This is a genomic window from Aeromonas salmonicida (assembly GCF_028355655.1).
GTDB classification, from domain to species: domain Bacteria; phylum Pseudomonadota; class Gammaproteobacteria; order Enterobacterales; family Aeromonadaceae; genus Aeromonas; species Aeromonas salmonicida.
In genome coordinates this window covers 1071538-1093412 of record NZ_CP110645.1, presented here as the reverse complement: position 1 = coordinate 1093412, position 21875 = coordinate 1071538, and the positions used below count along the sequence as shown (strand labels likewise).

Annotated in this window: 17 protein-coding genes; 9 read left to right on the top strand and 8 right to left on the bottom strand. The window is 60.0% G+C overall.

The window, feature by feature from the left end:
• The first annotated feature begins 50 nt into the window (after positions 1-50).
• The gene (gene sppA, locus ONZ54_RS05405) at positions 51-1895 is read left to right on the top strand and encodes a signal peptide peptidase SppA (protein WP_005317698.1); all 1845 of its coding nucleotides are present in this window, start codon (positions 51-53) and stop codon (positions 1893-1895) included.
• A 65-nt stretch (positions 1896-1960) separates the two neighbouring features.
• Here sppA and ONZ54_RS05400 read toward each other — a convergent pair whose 3' ends face one another.
• On the bottom strand, positions 1961-2518 hold the full coding sequence (locus ONZ54_RS05400) for an NUDIX domain-containing protein (protein ID WP_005317701.1): 558 nt from the start codon (positions 2516-2518) through the stop codon (positions 1961-1963).
• Positions 2519-2524: 6 nt separating this feature from the next.
• A complete protein-coding gene (locus ONZ54_RS05395; RefSeq protein ID WP_005317704.1) occupies positions 2525-3325 on the bottom strand; it encodes a DUF2989 domain-containing protein in 801 nt (266 codons plus the stop codon).
• Positions 3326-3522: 197 nt separating this feature from the next.
• Between ONZ54_RS05395 and ONZ54_RS05390 the strand changes: the two genes are divergently transcribed.
• Positions 3523-4956: a glyceraldehyde-3-phosphate dehydrogenase gene (locus ONZ54_RS05390; protein ID WP_271787651.1), complete on the top strand. Its 1434-nt coding sequence runs from the start codon at positions 3523-3525 to the stop codon at positions 4954-4956.
• Between the two features lie 60 nt (positions 4957-5016).
• Complete coding sequence (locus ONZ54_RS05385; protein ID WP_005317709.1) at positions 5017-5310, top strand: YeaC family protein; 294 nt, start codon at positions 5017-5019, stop codon at positions 5308-5310.
• Between the two features lie 149 nt (positions 5311-5459).
• Here the strand turns inward: ONZ54_RS05385 and ansA are convergent, their stop codons facing one another.
• A complete protein-coding gene (gene ansA, locus ONZ54_RS05380; protein ID WP_021138095.1) occupies positions 5460-6467 on the bottom strand; it encodes an asparaginase in 1008 nt (335 codons plus the stop codon).
• Between the two features lie 444 nt (positions 6468-6911).
• Here ansA and gltS point away from each other — a divergent pair, with 444 nt between their 5' ends.
• Entirely contained in the window at positions 6912-8111 is a 1200-nt protein-coding gene (gene gltS / locus ONZ54_RS05375) for a sodium/glutamate symporter (protein WP_005317714.1), read from the top strand.
• An 89-nt stretch (positions 8112-8200) separates the two neighbouring features.
• Here gltS and ONZ54_RS05370 read toward each other — a convergent pair whose 3' ends face one another.
• The gene (locus tag ONZ54_RS05370; protein WP_058393897.1) at positions 8201-10072 is read right to left on the bottom strand and encodes a methyl-accepting chemotaxis protein; all 1872 of its coding nucleotides are present in this window, start codon (positions 10070-10072) and stop codon (positions 8201-8203) included.
• A 254-nt stretch (positions 10073-10326) separates the two neighbouring features.
• Between ONZ54_RS05370 and prfB the strand changes: the two genes are divergently transcribed.
• Positions 10327-11425 (top strand): peptide chain release factor 2 gene (gene prfB / locus ONZ54_RS05365; RefSeq protein ID WP_096118696.1). Its coding sequence is split into 2 segments (ribosomal slippage): positions 10327-10401 and positions 10403-11425, totalling 1098 coding nucleotides; the frame shifts between segments, so codons are not numbered across the junction.
• A gap of 22 nt (positions 11426-11447) precedes the next feature.
• A complete protein-coding gene (gene lysS, locus ONZ54_RS05360) occupies positions 11448-12986 on the top strand; it encodes a lysine--tRNA ligase (protein WP_021138091.1) in 1539 nt (512 codons plus the stop codon).
• A 112-nt stretch (positions 12987-13098) separates the two neighbouring features.
• Here the strand turns inward: lysS and ONZ54_RS05355 are convergent, their stop codons facing one another.
• Entirely contained in the window at positions 13099-13905 is an 807-nt protein-coding gene (locus tag ONZ54_RS05355) for a PhzF family phenazine biosynthesis protein (protein ID WP_271787650.1), read from the bottom strand.
• Between the two features lie 199 nt (positions 13906-14104).
• On the opposite strand from ONZ54_RS05355, the gene ONZ54_RS05350 reads away from it, so the two are divergent.
• From ONZ54_RS05350 to ONZ54_RS05340, 3 genes are read left to right on the top strand one after another with little or no spacing between them, the layout of a single operon-like run.
• Positions 14105-15895 carry an assimilatory sulfite reductase (NADPH) flavoprotein subunit gene (locus ONZ54_RS05350; RefSeq protein WP_271788251.1) on the top strand — a complete coding sequence of 597 codons (1791 nt, stop codon included), beginning with the start codon at positions 14105-14107 and terminating at the stop codon, positions 15893-15895.
• On the top strand, positions 15895-17607 hold the full coding sequence (cysI, locus tag ONZ54_RS05345) for an assimilatory sulfite reductase (NADPH) hemoprotein subunit (protein WP_271787649.1): 1713 nt from the start codon (positions 15895-15897) through the stop codon (positions 17605-17607). The genes ONZ54_RS05350 and cysI overlap by 1 nt, the downstream gene beginning before the upstream one ends.
• Entirely contained in the window at positions 17597-18379 is a 783-nt protein-coding gene (locus ONZ54_RS05340; protein ID WP_059168135.1) for a phosphoadenylyl-sulfate reductase, read from the top strand. The genes cysI and ONZ54_RS05340 overlap by 11 nt, the downstream gene beginning before the upstream one ends.
• A 124-nt stretch (positions 18380-18503) precedes the next feature.
• Here the strand turns inward: ONZ54_RS05340 and proX are convergent, their stop codons facing one another.
• From proX to proV, 3 genes are read right to left on the bottom strand one after another with little or no spacing between them, the layout of a single operon-like run.
• Positions 18504-19502, bottom strand: coding sequence for a glycine betaine/L-proline ABC transporter substrate-binding protein ProX (gene proX, locus ONZ54_RS05335; protein WP_059168136.1), 999 nt, complete (start codon positions 19500-19502; stop codon positions 18504-18506).
• A complete protein-coding gene (gene proW, locus ONZ54_RS05330) occupies positions 19499-20650 on the bottom strand; it encodes a glycine betaine/L-proline ABC transporter permease ProW (RefSeq protein ID WP_271787648.1) in 1152 nt (383 codons plus the stop codon). The genes proX and proW overlap by 4 nt, the downstream gene beginning before the upstream one ends.
• Complete coding sequence (gene proV / locus ONZ54_RS05325; protein ID WP_017412696.1) at positions 20647-21843, bottom strand: glycine betaine/L-proline ABC transporter ATP-binding protein ProV; 1197 nt, start codon at positions 21841-21843, stop codon at positions 20647-20649. Before proV ends, proW begins: the two co-directional genes overlap by 4 nt.
• Between the last annotated feature and the right edge of the window lie 32 nt (positions 21844-21875).

Sequence of the window (21875 nt, the reverse complement as noted above, 5' to 3'; positions counted from 1 at the left end):
CTGGTTAATAATGGCCTTTCTCTACCCATTAACAGGGCGATAACGCGGCTATGTCTATTTTCAAAGGTCTGGGTTGGCTGTTTCGCAGTCTGTGGCGCCTGCTCAATTTCACCCGGCTGATGCTGGTCAATCTGCTGTTTCTCATTCTGGTGCTGGTCATCGTCTTTAGCATCAGCCAGAAAGAAGCACCCAGTGCTCCCATTGAAGGGGCGTTGACCCTCAATCTCAACGGCGTGCTGGTGGAACAGCGCACCCAGACAGATCCCACTGTGCAGTTGCTGCGCCAGGTGGACAGCAGCGACGAGCAGCCGAGCGAGATCCTGCTTTCTGATCTGCTATGGGCCATTCGCAGCGCAAAAGATGACGACCGCATCAAGGCGCTGGTGATCAAACCACAGGGATTGCAAGGCACCAGCTTGTCCAAACTGCAGGAGGTGGCTGGCGCCATCGACGAGTTCAAGGAAAGTGGCAAACCTGTCATCGCCATGGCCGACTACTACAACCAGGGTCAGTATCTGCTGGCTGCTCACGCCGATCATGTGCTGCTCAATCAGAGCGGCGCCGTGCTGATCGAGGGACTCGGTGTCTACCAGACCTACTTCAAGTCGGCGCTGGAGAAGCTCAACGTCACCCCTCACGTGTTCAAGGTCGGTACCTACAAATCTTTCGTCGAACCCTACACCCGGGACGAGATGTCCCCGGAGAGCAAGGAGGCGAACCAGCGCTGGCTGGATCAGCTGTGGCAATCCTATGTAGCGGACGTGGCCGAGCAGCGGGAGATAGAACCCGAGGCCGTCGCCCCAAGCAAAGATCGTTTCCTCGAGCTGCTGCGCAAGGCCGGCGGCAACGCCGCCAGCTACGCCCTCGACAACGGTCTGGTGGATCAGCTCGCCACCCGTGACGAGATGACCCAGGCTGTCATCAAGGAAGTGGGTGAAGACGAGGATCACGGCTGGAAAGGGGTTGGCCTGAAAGAGTATCTGACAGCCGCCCCCGAGCAATATCCCCAAAACGGCAAGGATGAGGTGGGCCTCATCGTTGCCAGCGGCGCCATCATGGATGGCGTACAGTCGGCCGGCACCATAGGTGGCGACAGTCTGTCGGATCTGCTGGCCGATGCCCGCCGTGACGACAAGGTGAAAGCCGTGGTACTGCGGGTCGACAGCCCTGGCGGCAGCGCCTTCGCCGCCGAGCAGATCCGCGCCGAGCTGCTGGCGCTGAAACAGGCTGGCAAGCCGGTGGTGATCTCCATGGGCAGCTACGCCGCTTCGGGTGGCTACTGGATCTCCGCCGATGCGGACAAGATCTTCGCCTCCCCTACCACCCTCACCGGCTCCATCGGGGTGTTCGGCATGTTCGCCACCATCGACAAGGCGCTCTCCCAGTACGGGATACACACTGATGGAGTAGGCACAACGGATTACGTCGGTGTCGGCCTGACCCGCGCCCTGCCTGAACACGTAGGCCAGGCCATTCAGCTGAGCGTGGAAGATACCTATCAGCGCTTCGTCGGTCTGGTGAGCAAGGGCCGTGGTTTGAGCCCGCAAGAGGCGGAAAAAGCCGCCGAAGGCCGGGTCTGGACCGGCCAGGATGCAAAGGCGCTGGGTCTGGTGGATGAATTCGGTAATCAGGAAGACGCCATCAAGGCGGCGGCCACGCTTGCCAACCTCAAGGAGTGGCAGGTCACCCCCATAGAGCAGGAGGAATCTGCCAGGGACAAGTTCCTGCGCCAGCTGTTCGACAGCAGTGCCCAAGCGCTGGCCCCGCACCTGCAAAGCTGGTTGCCGGCCGGATTTGGCAAGGCGCTGGTGGAGGTGAACCGCAGTCTGGATCCGCTGACCCGCTTCAACGACCCTCAAGGCACCTATGCCTTCTGCCCGGTCTGTGTGCAGTAACCGGACACCCGCAATAAAAAAACCGCCCTCGGGCGGTTTTTTGCATCTTGCTCAAGGGGCCTGATTCACACCAGCAGGCCGGACTCGTGCCAATGATGCAACTCAGCCAGTACCCGGGTCTCCCGCGCCGTCCACTGGGGGCAAGGGCCCGCCAGCTGGGTCTTGTTGGTTTGCAGCGCATCATCCAGCTCGAACCAGCCCGGAGTGAAACCGAGCCGCACCTCGTAGGGCTGGGGGCGAGGTTCACTCCACCCCTCACCGACCCGACACAGGTAATAGAAAGAGCGGATGCAATAGGCATCATAGTCGGCCTCCCGGGCGGCGCGGTACTCCCGCGTCTGGCCGAGCAGGGCACCGACCTCCACCAGCTCGGCACCACACTCTTCCCGCAGCTCGCGAGCCAGGGCTGTGCCGTGGCACTCCCCTTCTTCAATGCCGCCGCCAGGAAACATGAGATCGCCGTTGACCCGGGAGTGTACCAGCAGCAATCGGTCTCCACGCAGGACTATGGCCCTGACAGTCACTCGCTCCAGCCGGCGGCCATCAATGGCCACCTGGCCATGCATCAGCTGGATGTCGAAGGGATGAGGCCAGTCACTGGCCAGTTGGTTTATGTGGTTCATCAAGGATCAGGGACGATAAGTCCCGCTTTTTAGCTGCTCGACTATGGTGGCGGCCTGCAGATCCCAGGCCTCCTGCTCTGTCTTGCTCAAGGAGTGATAGAGACCAAAGCGTTTGGCCGAGACGTCAGGAGAATCCTGAAACGACTCGCTCACCTTGCCCCACAGATAAGCCAGACCGTACTCCTTCTGGCCCATGTAGAGGGTGCTGAGAGAGGTGAGGATCCGGCTGTTGACCTTGTCCCCTTCTCCATAGAGGGAGAGGGCATGGTGCATGAGAGTGATGGCTTTCTGTGGGGCACTCTTGGCATAAATGCCTCCCAGCGCCAGTTGCAGCTCGGGCTCCTCGAGCACCGGCTGCCCCTCCAGCGCCGTGAACTGCTCACGGGCCTGCTCGTTGGTGTTATTGGTCCAGTGCCAGAGCAGCAGATAGGGATCCTGCGAGTTGCGGGTAGCGGCATCGAGCTCGGCCAGCTGATCACCGGCCGCCAGCATGCCTTCCACTCTGGGGCTCTTCTGCTCCCTCGCCGTCTTGTACTCTATGTTGGTCGACCGCTCCGCACACTTGAGATAACGCTCCAGATTGCGCATCAGCTCGTACTTGCGCCTGTCCGTCCCCTCTTCTTGCAGATAGAAGCGGCTGCGGATGATGTCGGTCCGCTCGTAGCGGCACCAGCCATCGTCCACCAGGTCCTGACACAGCTCGGGATGATTGGCACAGATGTTGTGGATCCTGTCATCGTTGCAGGCAATCAGAGTCAGGCCACAGGAGAGGCCGAGCAGTACGGAACGCAGTGGAAAAGGAGTCATAGTTCACATCTGGTTGGTAACAATGGGAGCCTTGTGCAGCCACCTCTGGCTAGCAAACCGGCTACATATCCATTACAATGCGCGCGCCGTATAAGGCCGCGATTGCAGAATGATATAACGAAATATACACCCCTACACTGATCTGCATTCGACGAATTTCTATTTGCCCCAACAACGTGAAATAAAGGATCTGGTTAATGACCCACGAGCACTACTTGCAGGCGTGGCAGGAGAGCCAGGAGCTCGCCGAAGCCATGCAACCCTTGATAGGTCGCCTCTACCGACAACAAGGGATCGAGATCACCCTCTACGGCCGCCCGCTGCAAAACGCCTCCACCATCGATATCCTCAAAGCCCACAGGGTCGTCCGCCGTCATCAGGGCACCCCGCTTCCGATCCAGCAAAGCTTCCCCCTGCTCCAGGCCATCCTGGCCTTGAACCCCACCGCAGCCGAGATCGATCTTGGCAAGCTGGCCGTCGGCTACTGGCAGGATCACCAGGACGAAGCAGGCATTGACGATTACCTGCGTGCCAAGTTGGCACCAGCACTGAGGCGGGGTGACATCCCGCAACCGACGGACGTGGTGCTCTACGGTTTTGGTCGCATCGGCCGCCTGCTGGCCCGCCTGCTCATAGAGCGTACCGGCGCCGCCAACTCACTGCGTCTGCGAGCCATAGTGGTGCGTGGTGGCCGTGAGGGAGATCTGGAGAAGCGCGCCAGTCTGCTGCGCCGTGACTCGGTACATGGCCCCTTCAACGGCTCCATCGAGGTGGACAGTGATCGCAGTGCCATCATCGCCAACGGCACCTTCATTCAGGTGATCTACGCCAACAGCCCGAGCGACATCGACTACACGGCATACGACATTCACAATGCACTCATCGTCGACAACACGGGTGTCTGGCGCGACGAAGCCGGTTTGAGCGAACACTTGAAGGCGCGCGGCGCCGCCCGTGTGCTGCTGACAGCGCCGGGCAAGGGCGACATGAAGAACGTGGTGTTCGGGGTCAATCATGAAGTGATCGGGCCGGATGACAAGATCATCTCTGCCGCCTCTTGCACCACCAACGCCATCACACCTGTGCTCAAGGTGATGCAGGACAAGTACGGCATCCGCCACGGCCACGTGGAGACGGTCCACTCCTACACCAACGATCAGAACCTGATAGACAACTATCACAAGGGCGAGCGTCGCGGTCGCAGCGCAGCCCTCAACATGGTGATGACCAGCACGGGGGCCGCCAAGGCGGTGGCCAAGGCACTGCCGGAGCTCAAGGGCAAGCTGACCGGCAACGCCATTCGGGTGCCAACCCCCAACGTGTCGCTCGCCATCATCAACCTCTCCCTGGAGCAAAGCACCGACAGGGAGAGTCTCAATGCCTATCTGCAGCAGATGGCGCTAAGCTCGGCCCTGCATCGCCAGATCGATTTCAGCGCCAGCACAGAGCTGGTCTCCTCCGACATGGTAGGTTCCCGCTTCGCAGGCATAGTGGATTCCCAGGCCACCATCGCCGAGGGGGATCACTGCGTCCTCTACGTATGGTATGACAACGAGTTCGGGTACAGTTGTCAGGTAGTGCGGGTGATGGAGCAGATGGCTGGCGTAGTCCGCCAGGATCTGCCTGCATAGCCCGCCAGGATCTGCCCGTCAGATCCTGGGTTCATGGCTCAATTTTCAAGGAGAAGCCGGATGTCGTTTCAACAGGGTGAGTTTCAACAGGCCATCAGACAGATGCCCAAAGAAGTGTACGAACGGCTCAAGACAGCGGTCGAGCTGGGCAAATGGCCCGATGGCAAACCCCTGAGCGACGAGCAGAAGGCAACCTCGCTGCAGGCCGTGATGGCCTGGCAGGCGATGCACCTCGACAATCCTGAGCACATGAACATAGGCCGGGACGGCGAGATAGTGATGAAGAGCAAGAGCGAGCTCAAGCGTCAGTATCGTGACGAGGAAGAGATAGTGCGGATCGACCTCAGTCACTGAGGCAAGCCGCCCATCCCGTGCCGCGACCGGATACGGCAAACAGTAAAGAGGGGAGCCAATAAGGCTCCCCTCTTTACTTCATCTAACTATTCGCCGGGTGCAATAAAGCGGGTGAATTACGCCGCTATTGCATCCTACCGTGAGGACGATCAGGGCGTCAGCTCGCCGCGCAGAGACTGTTGCATCAGCTCGCGGATGCGGGGTGCAGGCAAGTCCAGGCTCAGCAGGAAGTGCAGCTTGGTGAGCGCCGCCTCGGCAGTCATGTCAAACCCCGAGATAACCCCGGCACGGGAGAGCGCATTGCCGGTGGCATAGCCCCCCATGTTGACCTTGCCGTGCAGGCACTGGCTCAAGTTGACTATGATGACGCCGCGGGCAGATGCCTCGGAGAGCAGCGCCAGCATGGCCGGATTCTGCGGCGCATTGCCCACGCCAAACGAGAGCAGGATCAGCGCCTTCACCGGTTGCTGCAATATGTTGGCGATTACCTCGCTGGAGATGCCAGGATAGAGGGTCACCACGCCGATGGGTTGGGGGGTAATGTCGTGCAGCACCAGCGGACGATCGGACGGCTCCCCCAACTCACCCGCTTCCAGCGAGATGGCGATGCCGGCATTGAGCAGCGGCGGATAGTTCGGCGAATCGAAGGCGTGGAAGCCATCGGCGTGCACCTTCTTGCTGCGGTTGCCACGATAGAGCTGGTTGTTGAAAAACAGCGTCACCTCGTGGATCGGGTAGTTGGCAGCGATATAGAGGGCGTTGAGCAGGTTCTGCTGACCATCGGAGCGCAGCTCGGCGAGCGGGATCTGGGAGCCGGTGATGATGACCGGCTTGTGCAGATCTTCGAGCATGAAGGAGAGCGCAGAGGCGGTGAACGACATTGTGTCTGTGCCGTGCAGGATCACGAAACCGTCGTATTTCTCGTAGTTGCCTTTAATGTCCTCGGCGATCCGCTGCCAGTCCGCAGGCGTCATGTCGGAGGAGTCGATAAGGGGGTCATATTCGTGGATATGGTAATCCGGCATCTCGGGTCGATGAAACTCGGGCATCCGCGCCAGACAGTCTTCCATAAAGCCCGCCATCGGCACATAACCGTGGTCGGAACGCTGCATTCCTATGGTACCGCCTGTGTAAGCAATGTAGATGGACTTCTTCACACCCTCTCCTCTTGATGGACCGGCAACCGGCAAATTAATAAAGGAATAAACCGACGACTTCACACCTGACCGGTTTCCTCTTGTGGGCTGGAAACCGGCGAATTATAGAGACTGGCGCCCCAAATGACAGCCGGGAAATAGCAGATCCCGCCCATAACATGACGTCTGTCCCAATAGTGTTAAATGTCACAATAAAGTTTAAAGCCGACCATTTATCTGACAAATATGGATATAAGCGGTGCTTTTTGCTACTATCCGGCGGATTTTTCATAAATCTCATCTGGATGCCTGATCAATTCAGGCCCGCATAGATCCCGCCTTTGCGTGGGACCGGGGCTGCTAGCCCCTTCTTTGTTGGCACTTGAGCCACCCTGGTTTTTATCCCGGCTGAATCTGTGAGTCTTCATCAACGAAAGACACAGCCAATCAACATGGGAGTACTGAATGTTACAACTTGATTCCTACGCCACCCTGGTCGCAGCCACCCTGGTGTTGCTGTTTGGCCGCTTGCTGGTGACCCGAGTCGGGCTGCTGCGCACCTTCAACATCCCCAAACCGGTTGCCGGCGGCCTGGTGGTCGCCCTGGTACTGTTGCTGTTGCGCTCCACCCTTCAGGTAGAGCTGCAATTTGATACCAGCCTGCAAACCCCGCTGATGCTGGCCTTCTTCGCCTCCATCGGTCTCTCCGCCGATCTTGCCAGCCTCAAGCGCGGTGGCAAGGCGGTGATCACCTTCCTGATGGTGGTGACCGGCCTGCTGCTGGTGCAAAACACCCTGGGCGTGGGTCTGGCAACCCTGCTCGGTCTGGACCCGCACATGGGACTGCTGGCCGGCTCCATCACCCTCTCCGGCGGCCACGGTACCGGTGCGGCCTGGAGCGCCACCTTCTCCGAAAAGTACGGGGTGCAATCCGCCGCCGAGCTTGCCATCGCCTGCGCCACCTTCGGCCTGGTACTGGGGGGCCTCATCGGTGGCCCGGTAGCACGCTATCTGGTGAAAAAAGTGCAGGTGCCCGGTGAGGAGCACAACAAGGACGACGCACCACGGGGCTTCGAGATGCCCGACATGGAACGTCCGCTCACCACCTTCAGCCTGATCGAGACCCTGGCGCTGATCGCCATCAGCCTGAAAGGGGGGGAAATGCTCTCCACTTTCCTCAAAGGCGGCGCCTTCGAGCTGCCGGTCTTCGTCTGTGTGCTGTTTGTCGGCGTGCTGCTGCGCAACCTGCTGACCCTGCTGAACTGGCACGAGGTGAGCGATCGGGAAGTCTCTTTGCTCGGCAACGTCAGTCTGTCGCTGTTCCTGGCCATGGCGCTGATGAGCCTGAAGCTGTGGGATCTGGCGAGCCTTGCCCTGCCCATCTTTATTTTGTTGGTCGCCCAGACGGTGGCGATGGCGCTCTACGCCATCTTCGTCACTTTCAGGGTCATGGGCAGCAACTATGACGCGGCCGTGCTGGCGGCAGGCCACTGCGGCTTCGGCCTGGGTGCAACCCCGACCGCCATTGCCAACATGCAGGCCATTACCCAGCGCTTCGGTCCGTCCCACCTGGCGTTTCTGGTAGTGCCCATGGTGGGTGCCTTCTTCATCGACATCATCAACGCCATGGTGATCAAGTTGTTTATGGCCTTGCCTTTCCTGTAAGCGCGCCAGCAACCACAAAATAAAAGCCCCGCACTCGGCCGAGTGCGGGGCTTTTTCATGGCGGTCTCTGCCGCCTGAAATCCGGTTCCTTACAGGATAAAGGTCGACACCTGCTGGTTTAGGTCGGTGGCACGACCCTTGAGGCGATGGGCCTGATCCAGATCGCGCATGGCGGCGGCAGTGATCTCGTCACTCACATCCTTGATGGCGGTGGTGTTCTGGGTGATCTCGCCAGTCACCTGGGTCTGCTCCTCGGCTGCGGTGGCGATCTGACCCGCCATGTCGGAGATAAGCGATACGGCCTGGGTGATCTCTTCCAGCGCGGCAGCGGCGGCATCGGCGTCTTTCACGCTGTTGTCGGCCAGACCCTGGCTGGTCTGCATCAGGCTGACCGCACGGGCAGTAGTCTGTTGCAGCGTCTCGATAGTGGACTGGATCTCCTGGGTGGAATCCTGGGTACGACGGGACAGCACCCTTACTTCGTCCGCCACCACGGCGAAACCACGACCCTGTTCACCGGCACGAGCCGCTTCGATGGCCGCGTTCAACGCCAGCAGGTTGGTCTGCTCGGCAATGCCCTGAATGGTGGAGAGGATACCAGAAATGGCCTGGGCGTGACGGCTCAGCTCGCCGATCACGGCGGTCGCCTGCCCCACCTCTTCGGCCAGACCGTTGATGGACTGGCGGGTCTGGTTCACCAGCATCTTGCCCTGCTCACTGCTCTGGGCGGATTGCTGGGCGGCGGCGGCCGTGCTCTCGGCATTGCCGGCGATCTCCATGGTGGCACTCGCCATCTCGGTGACGGCAGTGGCAACCATGGTCACTTCCTGTTGCTGGCGCTGCAGCTCGTCCACCGAGGCCTGGTTGGTCACCAGACTACGCTCGGCGTCGGCGTTCAGCTCGTTGGCCAGCTTGCGGATATTGGCGATCAGCTGATGCTGACTGCCGACGAAACGGTTGAAGCTGTTGGCCAGCTGGCCCACTTCGTCGTTCGCGTCGATCTTGATGCGCTGGGTCAAATCACCGTTACCGTCGGCGATGCGGGCCAGGGCCTGGGAGACCTTGGTGAGCGGGCCGAGCAACAGGCTGACCAGCCAGGAGATGGCGAGAATGCTGCCCACCAGCACCAGCAGGGCAAGACCGAGCTGGGTCATCAGCAAGGAAGAGAGCGGCGCCTCCAGGGTAGCCTTGTCCAGCACCAGCACCAGTTCCCAGTCGGTATCCGGGATGTCTACTGCCATCAGCAGCTTGTCACGGCCTTCGCTGTCAAAGTAGGCAGGGATCAGGGTATTGCCAGCCTTGCTCTGATCGATGAGGGCATTGGTCAGATCGTTGTCGATCTCGGTGGCCGGCTTCATCGCCTTGGCTGCGTCCTTGTACGCGATGACGGTACCATCCTTGTGCATCATGATGGCAAAACCGTCGGCGGGCAGCTTCATCTTGGTGATGTCTTCTACCAGGGATGCGATGGAGAGGTCACCACCGACCACGCCGCCCTGAGCGGGTTGGGCCAGCGTCACCACCATGATGTTGTAGGCGACGTCCAGATAGGGCTTGGTCACAATGAGGCCACCCTTGCTCATGGCTTCCTGATACCAGCCACGGGAGCGCGGATCATAACCGCTACGGTTGATGGAAGGATCCGAGTCGTTCATCTTGCCATTGCCCTCACCGAAGTAGGTGAGCTGGAAGCGACCCGACACTTGCGCCTGTTGCAGGGCATTGAGGGGTTCTGCACTGGCCTTGTTGCCAAGGGCCTGGATCACGTCGCGACGGGCAGAGAGCCAGTCACTGACGCTGGCTGCCTGCTGGCTGCCCAATCGTTGCACCTGTTCCTGACTGCCTTGCAGCAACAGGGACTTCTGGCTGGTATAGCTCTGCCAGGAGAGCAGCAGGATCACCAATGACAAGGCGATCACCACCGACAAGAGTATCTTCTGCTTGAGTGATAGGTTTTTCATCATGATTTCTTCTTATGAGGTCAGGAACCGGATTTCCCAAAAGAGTGCACAGCACTGCGTAGTTATTAGCGACCCGGCAGGCGAAAACTGAACCTGCAAATGAGTCTGCGGACGATATTTTCCACCGAGTTGGGGAAAACTGCACCAGAAATTGACTACCGGATGCGCACAAGAAGAGGCGACCCTGTTTATTCCTTCCACAATTGGCTAGAATATCCCGTTTTTAAATCACATCGACCCCGAGAGTTTTCACGATGTTTGAAGTCAATCCTGTATTAAACAAACTTAAGGAGCTGTCTGAGAGGACAGAGCTTCTTAGGGGGTACCTTTGACTATGACGCCAAGAAAGAGCGTCTAGAAGAGGTCAACGCCGAGCTGGAACAGCCGGACGTATGGAATGAGCCCGAGCGCGCACAAGCGCTGGGCAAGGAGCGCGTCTCCCTGGAGAACGTGGTCGGCACCATTGACACCCTGACCCAGGGTGCCGAAGACGTCGAGATGCTGGTGAGCCTGGCGGTGGAAGGGGAAGACGAAGATACCTTCAACGAAGCCGTGGCCGAAGCCGATGTACTTGAAACCAAGCTGGTGGACCTCGAATTCCGTCGCATGTTCTCCGGTCAGCACGACGGCTCCGATTGCTACATCGACATCCAGTCCGGCTCAGGTGGTACCGAAGCCCAGGATTGGGCCAACATGGTGCTGCGCATGTACCTGCGCTGGGGCGATGCCCACGGTTACAAGCCGGAGCTTATCGAGCTCTCTGACGGCGACGTGGCCGGCATCAAGTCCGCCACCGTCAAGTTCACCGGCGAGTATGCCTTCGGCTGGTTGCGTACCGAAACCGGCGTCCACCGTCTGGTTCGCAAGTCACCGTTCGACTCGGGTGGCCGTCGCCACACCTCATTCTGTTCCGTATTCGTCTATCCCGAGATCGATGATGACATCGACATCGAGATCAACCCGGCCGACCTGCGGATCGACGTCTACCGCGCTTCCGGCGCCGGTGGTCAGCACGTCAACCGGACCGAATCCGCGGTACGTATCACCCACATCCCGACCGGTGTCGTGGTACAGTGCCAGAACGATCGTTCCCAGCACAAAAACAAAGATCAGTGTATGAAGCAGCTGAAAGCCAAGCTCTACGAGCTGGAAATTCAGAAGCAGAACGCTGAGAAGCAAGCCCTCGAAGAGACCAAGTCCGATATCGGCTGGGGCAGCCAGATCCGTTCCTATGTGCTGGATGATGCACGCATCAAGGATCTGCGCACCGGCGTCGAAACCCGCAATACCCAAGCGGTACTCGACGGCGACCTGGACAAGTTTATCGAAGCTAGCCTGAAATCAGGCCTGTAAAAACAGAACAGCAGGAATCACCATGTCTGAACAAACCACAACTCCGGAAGTCGACCACACTCTCGAACTGAACAACGAGATGACGGAGCGTCGTTCCAAGCTGGCCGCCTTGCGCGCCCAGGGCAACCCCTTCCCCAACGACTTCCGTCGTGACAGCCTTTCTGGCGATCTGCATGCCGAATTTGGCGACAAGAGCGCCGAAGAGCTGGTGGCCTTGGGTAAACAGGTGAAGATTGCCGGTCGCATCATGACCCGCCGGATCATGGGCAAGGCGTCTTTCGCCACCCTGCAGGACATGGCTGGCAAGATCCAGATCTACGTGACCCGTGACGATCTGCCGGAAGGCTTCTACAACGAGCAGTTCAAGAAGTGGGATCTGGGTGACATAGTCGGCGTGGAAGGGACCCTGTTCCGTACCAACACAGGTGAACTCTCGGTACACGTCTCCACCATCCGCCTGCTGACCAAGGCACTGCGTCCGCTGCCCGAGAAGCACAAGGGCCTGACCGACCAGGAAGCACGCTGCCGCCAGCGTTACCTGGACCTGATCGCCAACGAAGAGTCCCGCAAGACCTTCATGATCCGCACCAAAGTGGTTGCCGGCATCCGCAAGTTCTTCAACGACAAGCGCTTCATGGAAGTGGAAACTCCCATGATGCAGGTCATCCCGGGTGGCGCCTCCGCGCGTCCGTTCGTCACTCACCACAATGCGCTGGACATCGACATGTACCTGCGTATCGCCCCCGAGCTTTACCTGAAGCGTCTGGTGGTCGGTGGTTTCGAGCGCGTGTACGAGATCAACCGCAACTTCCGTAACGAAGGTATCTCGGTGCGTCACAACCCCGAGTTCACCATGATCGAGTTCTACATGGCCTATGCCGACTACATCGATCTGATGGACCTGACCGAGGAGCTGCTGCGCACCCTGGCCCAGGACATTCTGGGTGACACCAAGATCCGTTACGCCAAAGAGGGTGAAGAGGGTCTGACCATCGATTTCGGTCAGCCGTTCCAGCGTCTCACCATGGTGGACTCCATCCTGAAGTTCAACCCGGATGTGACCCCGGCGGATCTGGCTACCCTGGAGAGCGCCAAGGCGGTTGCCAAGCGTCTGCACATCGAGCTGATGAAGGGCTGGGAGCTGGGCCACGTGATCACCGCCATCTTCGAAGAGACGGTAGAGCACATGCTGCTGCAACCCACCTTCATCACCGAGTACCCGGCAGCTGTTTCTCCGCTGGCGCGCCGCAACGACGTGAACCCGGACGTGACAGACCGCTTCGAATTCTTCATCGGTGGCCGCGAGCTGGCCAACGGCTTCTCCGAGCTGAACGATGCGGAAGATCAGGCCAAGCGCTTCCAGGATCAGGTGAACCAGAAAGAAGCCGGTGACGACGAAGCCATGTTCTACGACGCCGACTTCGTGACCGCGCTGGAACACGGCCTGCCGCCCACTGCCGGTCAGGGTATCGGTATCGACCGTCTGGTGATGCTGTTCACCAACAGCCACACCATCCGTGACGTCATCCTGTTCCCGGCCCTGCGCCCGCAACAGAAATAAGCTCAGAGTGCAGGCCAGACCTGTGACTCGATGGCAACGAAACGCCCCGCAACTGCGGGGCGTTTTTTATGGCGAACATTATGGCGACCATAGAGGGGCACACGCTTGTACCTTACAGAGTGGATGGCAGCAGCCACTCCCCTTGCCAGAGGGTCAACGCCTGACCCGACATCAACACGCGATCCCCCTGCAGGACAAGCTTCAGCTCCCCACAGCGCGCCGAGATCTGGCGAGCCCGCAGCTCTCTCTTGCCCAGTCGCTCGGCCCAGAAGGGCACCAGAGCACAGTGGTTGGAGCCGGTGACGGGATCCTCATCCACCCCGACCCAGGGAGCGAAATAGCGGGAGACGAAGTCATCGCCTGCACGGCTGGACGGGGCAGTCACCATCAGCCCCCGCCCAGGCAGGGCACGCAGGGCATGAAAATCCGGTACTAGCCCCCTCACCTCCTCCTCGCCTTCAAGCTCCAGCAGGAACTTGGCACCGACCGCCAGGGTCTGCCGCGGCGTACAGCCGAGCGCAGCCCCGTAAGCCGGGTCCAGCACCAGTGGCGTGAGCGGGATCCGCGGGAAGTCGAGCCAGATCCACTCTCCCTCGCGCCGGGCCAGCAAGACGCCGCTGCGGGTCTCGAAACGGATGACCTCCTGAGGGGCTACTTCCCCCGTCTGCCACAGCACGTGGGCGGCGGCGAGCGTGCCGTGACCACAGAGATCCACCTCGACCTGAGGGGTAAACCAGCGTAGCTGATAGCACGCCGCCCCTGCCGGTGTGAGAAAGGCGGTCTCCGACAGGTTGAACTCGGCCGCCATGGCCTGCAGTCGCGCATCTGGCTGGGCCGGCCCCAGCACCACCACGGCCGGGTTGCCGCCAAAGGGCTGCTGGCTGAAGGCATTGACATGAAACAGTCTGATAGTCGGCATTCGTTTTTCCTGTGACGTCACGACGGGGCTCATTCTTCGCCGTTTATACCATGAAACAGGGCGCAGCCCGAGCAGGCTCAAGACAGGATCCCTTGGGGTTTTAATGCATTAATAGAATAAAAAAGACATTTTTATTCTTTGTTGTTATCCATCACACCCCTTAACCTGACCAAAAATCAGACCATGGAAGACGTGTGTGATGCAATTGAAGGACTCCCTGACCAATCTGGCCCCCCTCTCTGATGAACAACAACGTCAGCTGAACCAGGCATTATCAACCCTCAATACCCAACAACTGGTCTGGGTGAGCGGCTATCTCTACGGTCTCTCCCAATCCGGCAGCCAGCCAGTGGCGGCAACGGGTGCCGTGACAGCACCCGGCGGCAGCCTGACCATTCTCTACGGATCCCAGACCGGCAATGCCAAAGGCGTGGCCAGTGCCATCCAGGCGCAGGCACAGGCCCGCGGCTTGCCGGTGACCCTCACCTCCATGGCAGATTACAAACCCAAGCAGCTCAAGAAAGAGACCCACCTGCTGGTGGTAGTGAGCACTTACGGGGAGGGTGAACCACCGGAGAGTGCCGTCGATCTGTTCGAGCAGCTCAAGAAGGGCAAGGTTGGCAAACTCGAGGGGCTCAAGTTCGCCGTGCTGGGGCTGGGTGACAGCTCCTACGAATTTTTCTGCCAGACAGGTCAGGACTTTGACAGCCTGCTGACCAAGGCGGGCGCCGATCGCATTCATGAGCTTGCCAGCCTGGATGTGGACTATCAGGAAGCAGCCAAGGCCTGGGGTGAGCAGGCGGTCAATGCCATTGCTGCCACGCTTTCTGCCGGGGTTGCCACCAGCAGCGTGGCGGGGGCGGTACAAGCGGCTGTCGGTCACAGTCAGTACGACAAGGCTAATCCCTTCCCGGCCCGCCTGTCGGTGAATCAGAAGATCACCGGCCGCGATTCCACCAAGGATATCCGCCATATCGAGATCAGCCTCGAAGAGTCAGGGCTGACCTATCAGCCTGGGGATGCCCTCGGGGTCTGGTTCGACAACGACGCCGACCTGGTGGGGGAAGTGCTGGCCCTGTCCGGACGCAGTGGTGACGAAGCCACCGCCCATGGCAGCCTGCGCGAGGTGCTCACCCGCAATCTGGAACTGACCCGGTTGCACGGCGGCTTTATCACGGGGTTAGCAGAGATCTCGGGTAACGCAGCCCTCAAAGACCTGGCCGGTGACAAGGCCCAGGTCAATGCCCTGGTCGCCTCTGCCCAAGTGGTGGATGTGCTCAAGCGCTTCCCGACCGAACTCAGCGCGGAGCAGTTGACTGGCCTGCTGCGCCCCCTCACCCCTCGCCTCTACTCCATCGCCTCCGCCCAGAGCGAAGTGGAAGAGGAGGTGCATCTCACCGTTGGCGTGGTGCGCTACCCGCAAGAAGATGGCACTGTGCGCAGTGGCGCCGCCTCCTCCTATCTGGCGGACAGGCTGGCCGAAGATGCCGAGGTACGGGTGTTTGTGGAGCACAACGACAACTTCCGCCTGCCGGCCAATCCCGATACCCCCGTCATCATGGTGGGACCGGGCACCGGCATAGCTCCGTTCCGCGCCTTTATGCAGGAACGCGAGGCACAAGGGGCCGAGGGCAAGAACTGGCTCTTCTTCGGCAATCCCCACTTCACCCAGGACTTTCTCTATCAGGTCGAGTGGCAGCGCTATGTGAAATCGGGCCTGCTGTCGAAGATCTCGCTGGCCTTCAGCCGGGATCAGGCCAACAAGATCTATGTGCAGGACAGACTGCGTGAATCGGGTCTGGAGCTCTACCAGTGGCTGGAAGCAGGTGCTCACTTCTATGTGTGCGGCGATGCCAACCAGATGGCGAAAGATGTGCAGGAAGCCCTGCTGGATGTGATTAGCGATCATGGCCACAAGAGCCGTGAGGAAGCAGAAGAGTATTTGAGCGAATTGCGTCGTGCCAAACGTTATCAAAGGGATGTCTATTGATGAGCAAACAACTTATTCCCGGTCCAGTTGAAGGGCCTCTGGCTGACAACGAGCGCCTCAAGCGCGAGAGCAACTTTCTGCGCGGCACCATAGAGCAGGATCTGCAAGACCCGCTCACCGGTGGCTTCAACGGCGACAACTTCCAGCTGATCCGCTTCCACGGCATGTATCAGCAGGATGACAGAGACATACGCCCGGAGCGTACCGCCCAGAAGCTGGAGCCCCTGCACAACGTCATGCTGCGCGCCCGTCTGCCGGGCGGCATCATCACCCCGGCCCAATGGCAGGTGATCGACAAGTTCGCCGAGGAGCACAGCCTGTATGGCAGCATCCGCCTGACCACCCGTCAGACCTTCCAGTTCCACGGAGTATTGAAGCGCGACATCAAGCTGATGCACCAGACCCTCAACAGCACCGGCATAGATTCCATCGCCACCGCTGGCGACGTGAACCGCAACGTGCTCTGCACCAGCAATCCGGTGGAGTCTGAACTGCATCAGGAAGCCTACGAGTGGGCCACAAAAATTTCCGAGCACCTGCTGCCCAAGACCCGCGCCTATGTCGAGATCTGGCTGGATGGCGAGAAGCTGGGTGGGGACGAGGAGCCAATCCTGGGCTCCAACTACCTGCCGCGCAAATTCAAAACCACAGTGGTGATCCCGCCCCACAACGACGTGGATATCCACGCCAACGATCTCAACTTCGTGGCGATTGCCGAAGGCAGCAAGCTGGTGGGCTTCAACGTGCTGGTGGGCGGGGGTCTGGCCATGACCCACGGTGACACCAGCACCTACCCGCGCAAGGCGAGTGACTTTGGCTTTATTCCCCTCTCCCACGTATTGGAGGTGGCGGCCGCCGTAGTCAGCACCCAGCGTGACTGGGGCAACCGGGTCAACCGCAAGAACGCCAAAACCAAGTACACGCTCGAGCGAGTGGGGGTCGAGGCCTTCAAGGCCGAGGTGGAGAACCGCGCAGGTATCCCCTTCGCCGAGAGTCGCCCCTATGAATTCACCAGCCGTGGCGATCGCTTCGGCTGGGTCGAGGGAATCGATGGCAAGCACCACCTGACCCTCTTTATCGAGAATGGCCGTTTGCTGGACTTCCCGGGCAAGCCGCTCAAGACCGGCATGCTGGAAATCGCCAAGATCCACCAGGGGGATTTCCGCCTGACCGCCAACCAGAACCTCATCATCGCCGGCGTCCCCGCTGGCGAGAAGGCGCGCATTGAAGCCCTGGCGCGTCAATACGGCCTGCTGGATGACGGCGTGAGCGAGCAGCGCAAGCAGTCCATGGCCTGCGTGGCCCTGCCCACCTGCCCGCTGGCGATGGCCGAGGCCGAGCGTATGCTGCCGGCGTTTGTCACCGACATCGAAGGCTTGCTCACCAAACACGGGCTGGCGGATGACGCCATCATCTTCCGGGTCACCGGCTGCCCCAATGGCTGCGGCCGCGCCATGCTGGCGGAGGTGGGTCTGGTGGGCAAGGCACCGGGCCGCTACAACCTGCACCTGGGTGGCAATCTGGAAGGGACACGCATCCCGCGCCTCTATCAGGAGAACATCACTGAGCCGCAGATCCTGGCCGAGCTGGATCGACTGATCGGCCGCTGGGCTGCCGAACGCAATGCGGCGGAGTGCTTCGGTGACTTCGTGATCCGCACTGGTGTGGTGGCCCCCGTTATCGACTCAGCGAGGGACTTCTATGCCGCTTGATGTCACTGAAAATGGCCGTCTTGACCTGCAAGCCCTGCTGACCCTCGGCCGTGAAGAGCAGACCGAGGCGCTGGCCCCCCTCAACCGGGAGCTGGACACCATGAGCGCCCCCGAGCGGGTGCGCTGGGCACTGGCCAATCTGCCGGGGGAACATGTATTGTCATCCAGCTTCGGCATCCAGGCCGCGCTGATGCTGCACCTGGTGAGCAGTGAGCGCAACGACGTACCCGTGGTACTCACCGATACCGGCTATCTCTTCCCCGAGACCTACCGCTTTATCGATGAGCTGACCGAACGGCTGGCACTCAATCTGAAGATATACAGGGCAGAACTGTCACCGGCCTGGCAGGAGGCGCGTTTCGGCCTGCTGTGGGAGCAGGGGGTGGAGGGGATCACCCGCTACAACCAGCTCAACAAGGTGGAACCCATGGACCGCGCCCTGAGCGAGCTGGGGGCCCAGACCTGGTTTTCCGGCCTGCGCCGGGAGCAGGCGGGCAGCCGTGGCAAGTTGCCAGTGCTGGCAATCCAGCGCGGTCGCTTCAAGTTCCTGCCTGTCATCGACTGGAGCAACAAGGACGTCTTCTACTACTTCAAGGAGTTCGACCTGCCCTACCACCCACTGTGGGAGCAAGGCTACCTCTCGGTCGGCGACGTGCACACCACCACCAAGTGGGAGCCGGGCATGAGCGAGGAGCAGACCCGCTTCTTCGGCCTCAAGCGCGAGTGCGGCCTGCACGAAGAGAGCGGCGAGCACGACGGCTCAGGTATCTGATCCCTCTTCAGGGTTCTGACAATAAAAAAGCGCCCGGCAACTGCCGGGCGCTTTTATGGGTGATATTCAGCGCGTGAAGGCGCGCCCTGATGGCGTGGCACCTTCTTGCGCCCTGATTATCCGCTTACTTGGCGGCGCGAGCCTGAGTCAACCAGTCGTTGACCTGGGCTTCGTGTCCCTTGAGCCAGGCCATCACATGGCGCTCGATATCCGCTTGGGTGTTCTGACCCTTGTTCATCAGACCGTTCTGGATATTGATGTCATTGAGGGGCAGCTTGACGATGCTAAACAACTTGGCGGCCGCCGGATTGGCTTCGGTAAACCCCTTGTTGGCGACGATGTGCATGGAGTTGACGGGGAAGCCGTAGTTTTTGCCATTGGGCAAACGGGTCTTGTCCGCATCCTTGGCATTGGCAGGGACTTCCAGCCACACAACGTCACGTCCCGGCACCAGCTCGCTGCTCAGCCAGTAAGGCGTCCAGGTGTAGTAGAGCACCGGCTTGCCACTCTGATAGCGGGCCCGGGTGTCGGCGATCAGGGCCGCGTAGTTGCCCTGCTTGTGAGTAACGGTCGGGGTCAAACCAAACGCATCCAGATGATGATTGATGGCCTCTTCACAGCCCCAACCCGGGTTGCAGCCCACCAGATCCGCCTTGCCGTCACCATCGCCGTCAAACAGCGCCGCCAGCTTGGGATCCTTGAGCTGACCCAGATTGGTGATGCCGTACTGGGTTGCCGTCTTCTTGTCGATGAGATAACCCTGGGCGGCCCCCGATACATAGGTGCCCTGACGGAAAAATACCTTGTCGCCGCCAGCCTGTTCGTACTTGTTGTTTTGCAGCGGGATCCAGTTAAAGGCCAGGAAGGTGCCGTCGCCTTGTGCCACCGAGGCATAGGCCACGTTGTAGTCCACCTCCTGCACAGGCTGGACGTCATAGCCGAGGCGGCCCATCAGCTTGCTGACCAGCAAGGTCTGGAAGGTCTCTTCCGGCAGGGAGCTCTGCAAGGGTTGAACGCGGATCCCCTCCCCCGGTGATTCAGCACTGGCCACGGCGACAGAACTCAGCAACAGGGAGTTCAGCAGCAGTGTGCTCAGGGTCAGTGTCCTGGTAATGGGTTTCATACGTTTACTCCTTTGTAATCAATAGATTTGCTACGGCCACGCAGGCGCATCAGCAGCGCCACAGGGCCATGTTGATACCAGCGGCCTGTGCGGCTGCGATCCCGCTGCCCCATTGCCTGGGTCAGACGGTCGAGCACTATGGCCAGCAGCACTATGCCGAGACCACCGATGGAGGCGAGCCCCATGTCGAGGCGACCAATGCCGCGCAGTACCATCTGGCCCAGACCACCGACCGCTATCATGGAGGCGATCACCACCATGGAGAGTGCCAGCATCAGGGTCTGATTGACCCCGGCCATGATGGTGGGCATGGCCAGTGGCAGTTGTACCTTGAACAGCAACTGGGAGGGGCTGGCGCCAAACGAGTGGGCCGCCTCCACCAGATCCTCAGGCACTTGCCTGATCCCCAGCATGGTCAGCCGGATCATGGGTGGCAGGGCGAAGATGACGGTCACCACCACACCGGGCACGTTGCCGATACCGAACAACATGACGATGGGAATGAGGTAAACGAAAGCCGGTGTGGTCTGCATGGCATCCAGCAGCGGTCGGGTCCAGGTAGACAACCGCTCGCTACGAGCCAGCATAATGCCGACCGGCAAGCCAATCAGGATGCAGAAGAAGAGCGAGGTCAGCACCAGCGACAGGGTCACCATGGCATCGGACCAAGCACCTATGAGCCCGATCCCGACGAGAGAGAGCAGGGTGCCAAGGGCCATGCGGCCATTGACCATCTGCCAGGCTATCAGGGCCAGCATCCCCATCATCAGGGTGGATGGCACTGTCTGCAGCAGATGGGTCATGGCGTTGAGAGTGACCTCTACCGGCGCCCGGATCAGCTGAAATACAGGGCGCAGGTTCTCGACCAGCCAGCCGATACCGCTCTCCACCCAGACATCCAGCGGCACCAGTGCCTGCTGGAAGGGATCCAGCCAGTCGACAGCCGCAGAGGTATCCGTCGCTTCAATCTGGTTCTGCCAGTCAGCGGCTTCAGTCTCTGTGCTACCCCAGGGATCCGTGGCAACAGTCGTGGAGGCAGAGGCACCCCAGGGGTCGGCCTGCGCCTCATCGGCCCGGACGGGGGCACTCGCCAGCAGCAAGAGTGCCAGCAAGCCGGTCAGCAGACGATGAAAGGGTTTGATATTCATACCGGGGTACTCCTGTCCAGGGTGTTCAGCAAGTTGGCTTTGGAGATAAGGCCCAGGTAGGTGCCATCTTCCTCGACCACGGGCACCTGACAGGGCGCTGAGGCCACCTGACTGATGAGTTCATTGAGCGAGGTGTCGCCCAGGATGGGCTGGATATCGGCCAGCAAGGCCTGCTCCAGGCTGCCTTTGTTTTTCACCGCCTGACCGAGCGACTCGACCGAGACGACCCCGAGGAAGCGACGACTGCGATCCACCACGTAACCGAACTCCCGCTCCTGGTCCTTGAGCTGACGCAGGGCGTTGCCCGGTCCATCCGTGGTGTGCTTCTTGATAAGCGGCATCTGCTTGCGGCTGACGATATCGCGGGCACTGAACACATTGGCCAGATCCACGCCGCGAAAGAAGGCACGCACATAATCGTTGGCCGGTTGGCTCAGGATCTCGTCGGGGGTCCCGACCTGGATCACCTGACCGTCCTGCATGATGGCGATGCGATCACCGATGCGCATCGCTTCATCCAGATCGTGGGAGATAAAGACGATGGTGCGCTGATGGCTGGCCTGCAGCTTGAGCAGTTCATCCTGCATCTCGGTGCGGATCAGCGGATCCAGCGCGGAGAAAGCCTCATCCATCAACAGTATGTCGGGGTCATTGGCCAGTGCGCGGGCCAGACCGACCCTTTGCTTCATGCCACCGGAGAGGGCATCGGGGAAGGAGTCTACCCACTGGCCCAGACCCACCTGATTGAGTGCCTGGCGAGCACTTTCCTGGCGTTCGAGAAGCGGCACACCGGCCAGCTCCAGACCAAAGGCGGCGTTTTCCAGCACGCTCAGATGAGGCATGAGGGCGAAAGATTGGAACACCATGCTGATCTTCTTGCGCCTTACCTGACGTAGCTCGCTGTCCGAGATGGCGGCGATGTCCTCACCGTCGATCAACACCTGACCACGGGTCGGCTCGATAAGGCGGTTGAAGAGACGCACCAGGGTAGATTTGCCCGAACCGGACAAGCCCATTACCACAAAGATTTCTCCCTCGTGGATGGCGAGATCCACCCCATGCACACCCAGGGTCTGACCCGTCTTTTTCAAAATGCTGGCGCGGTCGTGCCCTTTCTCCAGCAATTTGAAGACTTTCTCCGGCTGTTCTCCGAAGATTTTATAGAGTGATTTGACTTCGAGTTTGACTGTCATACTGTCCTATTTTTATTGTCGGCATCTTGATA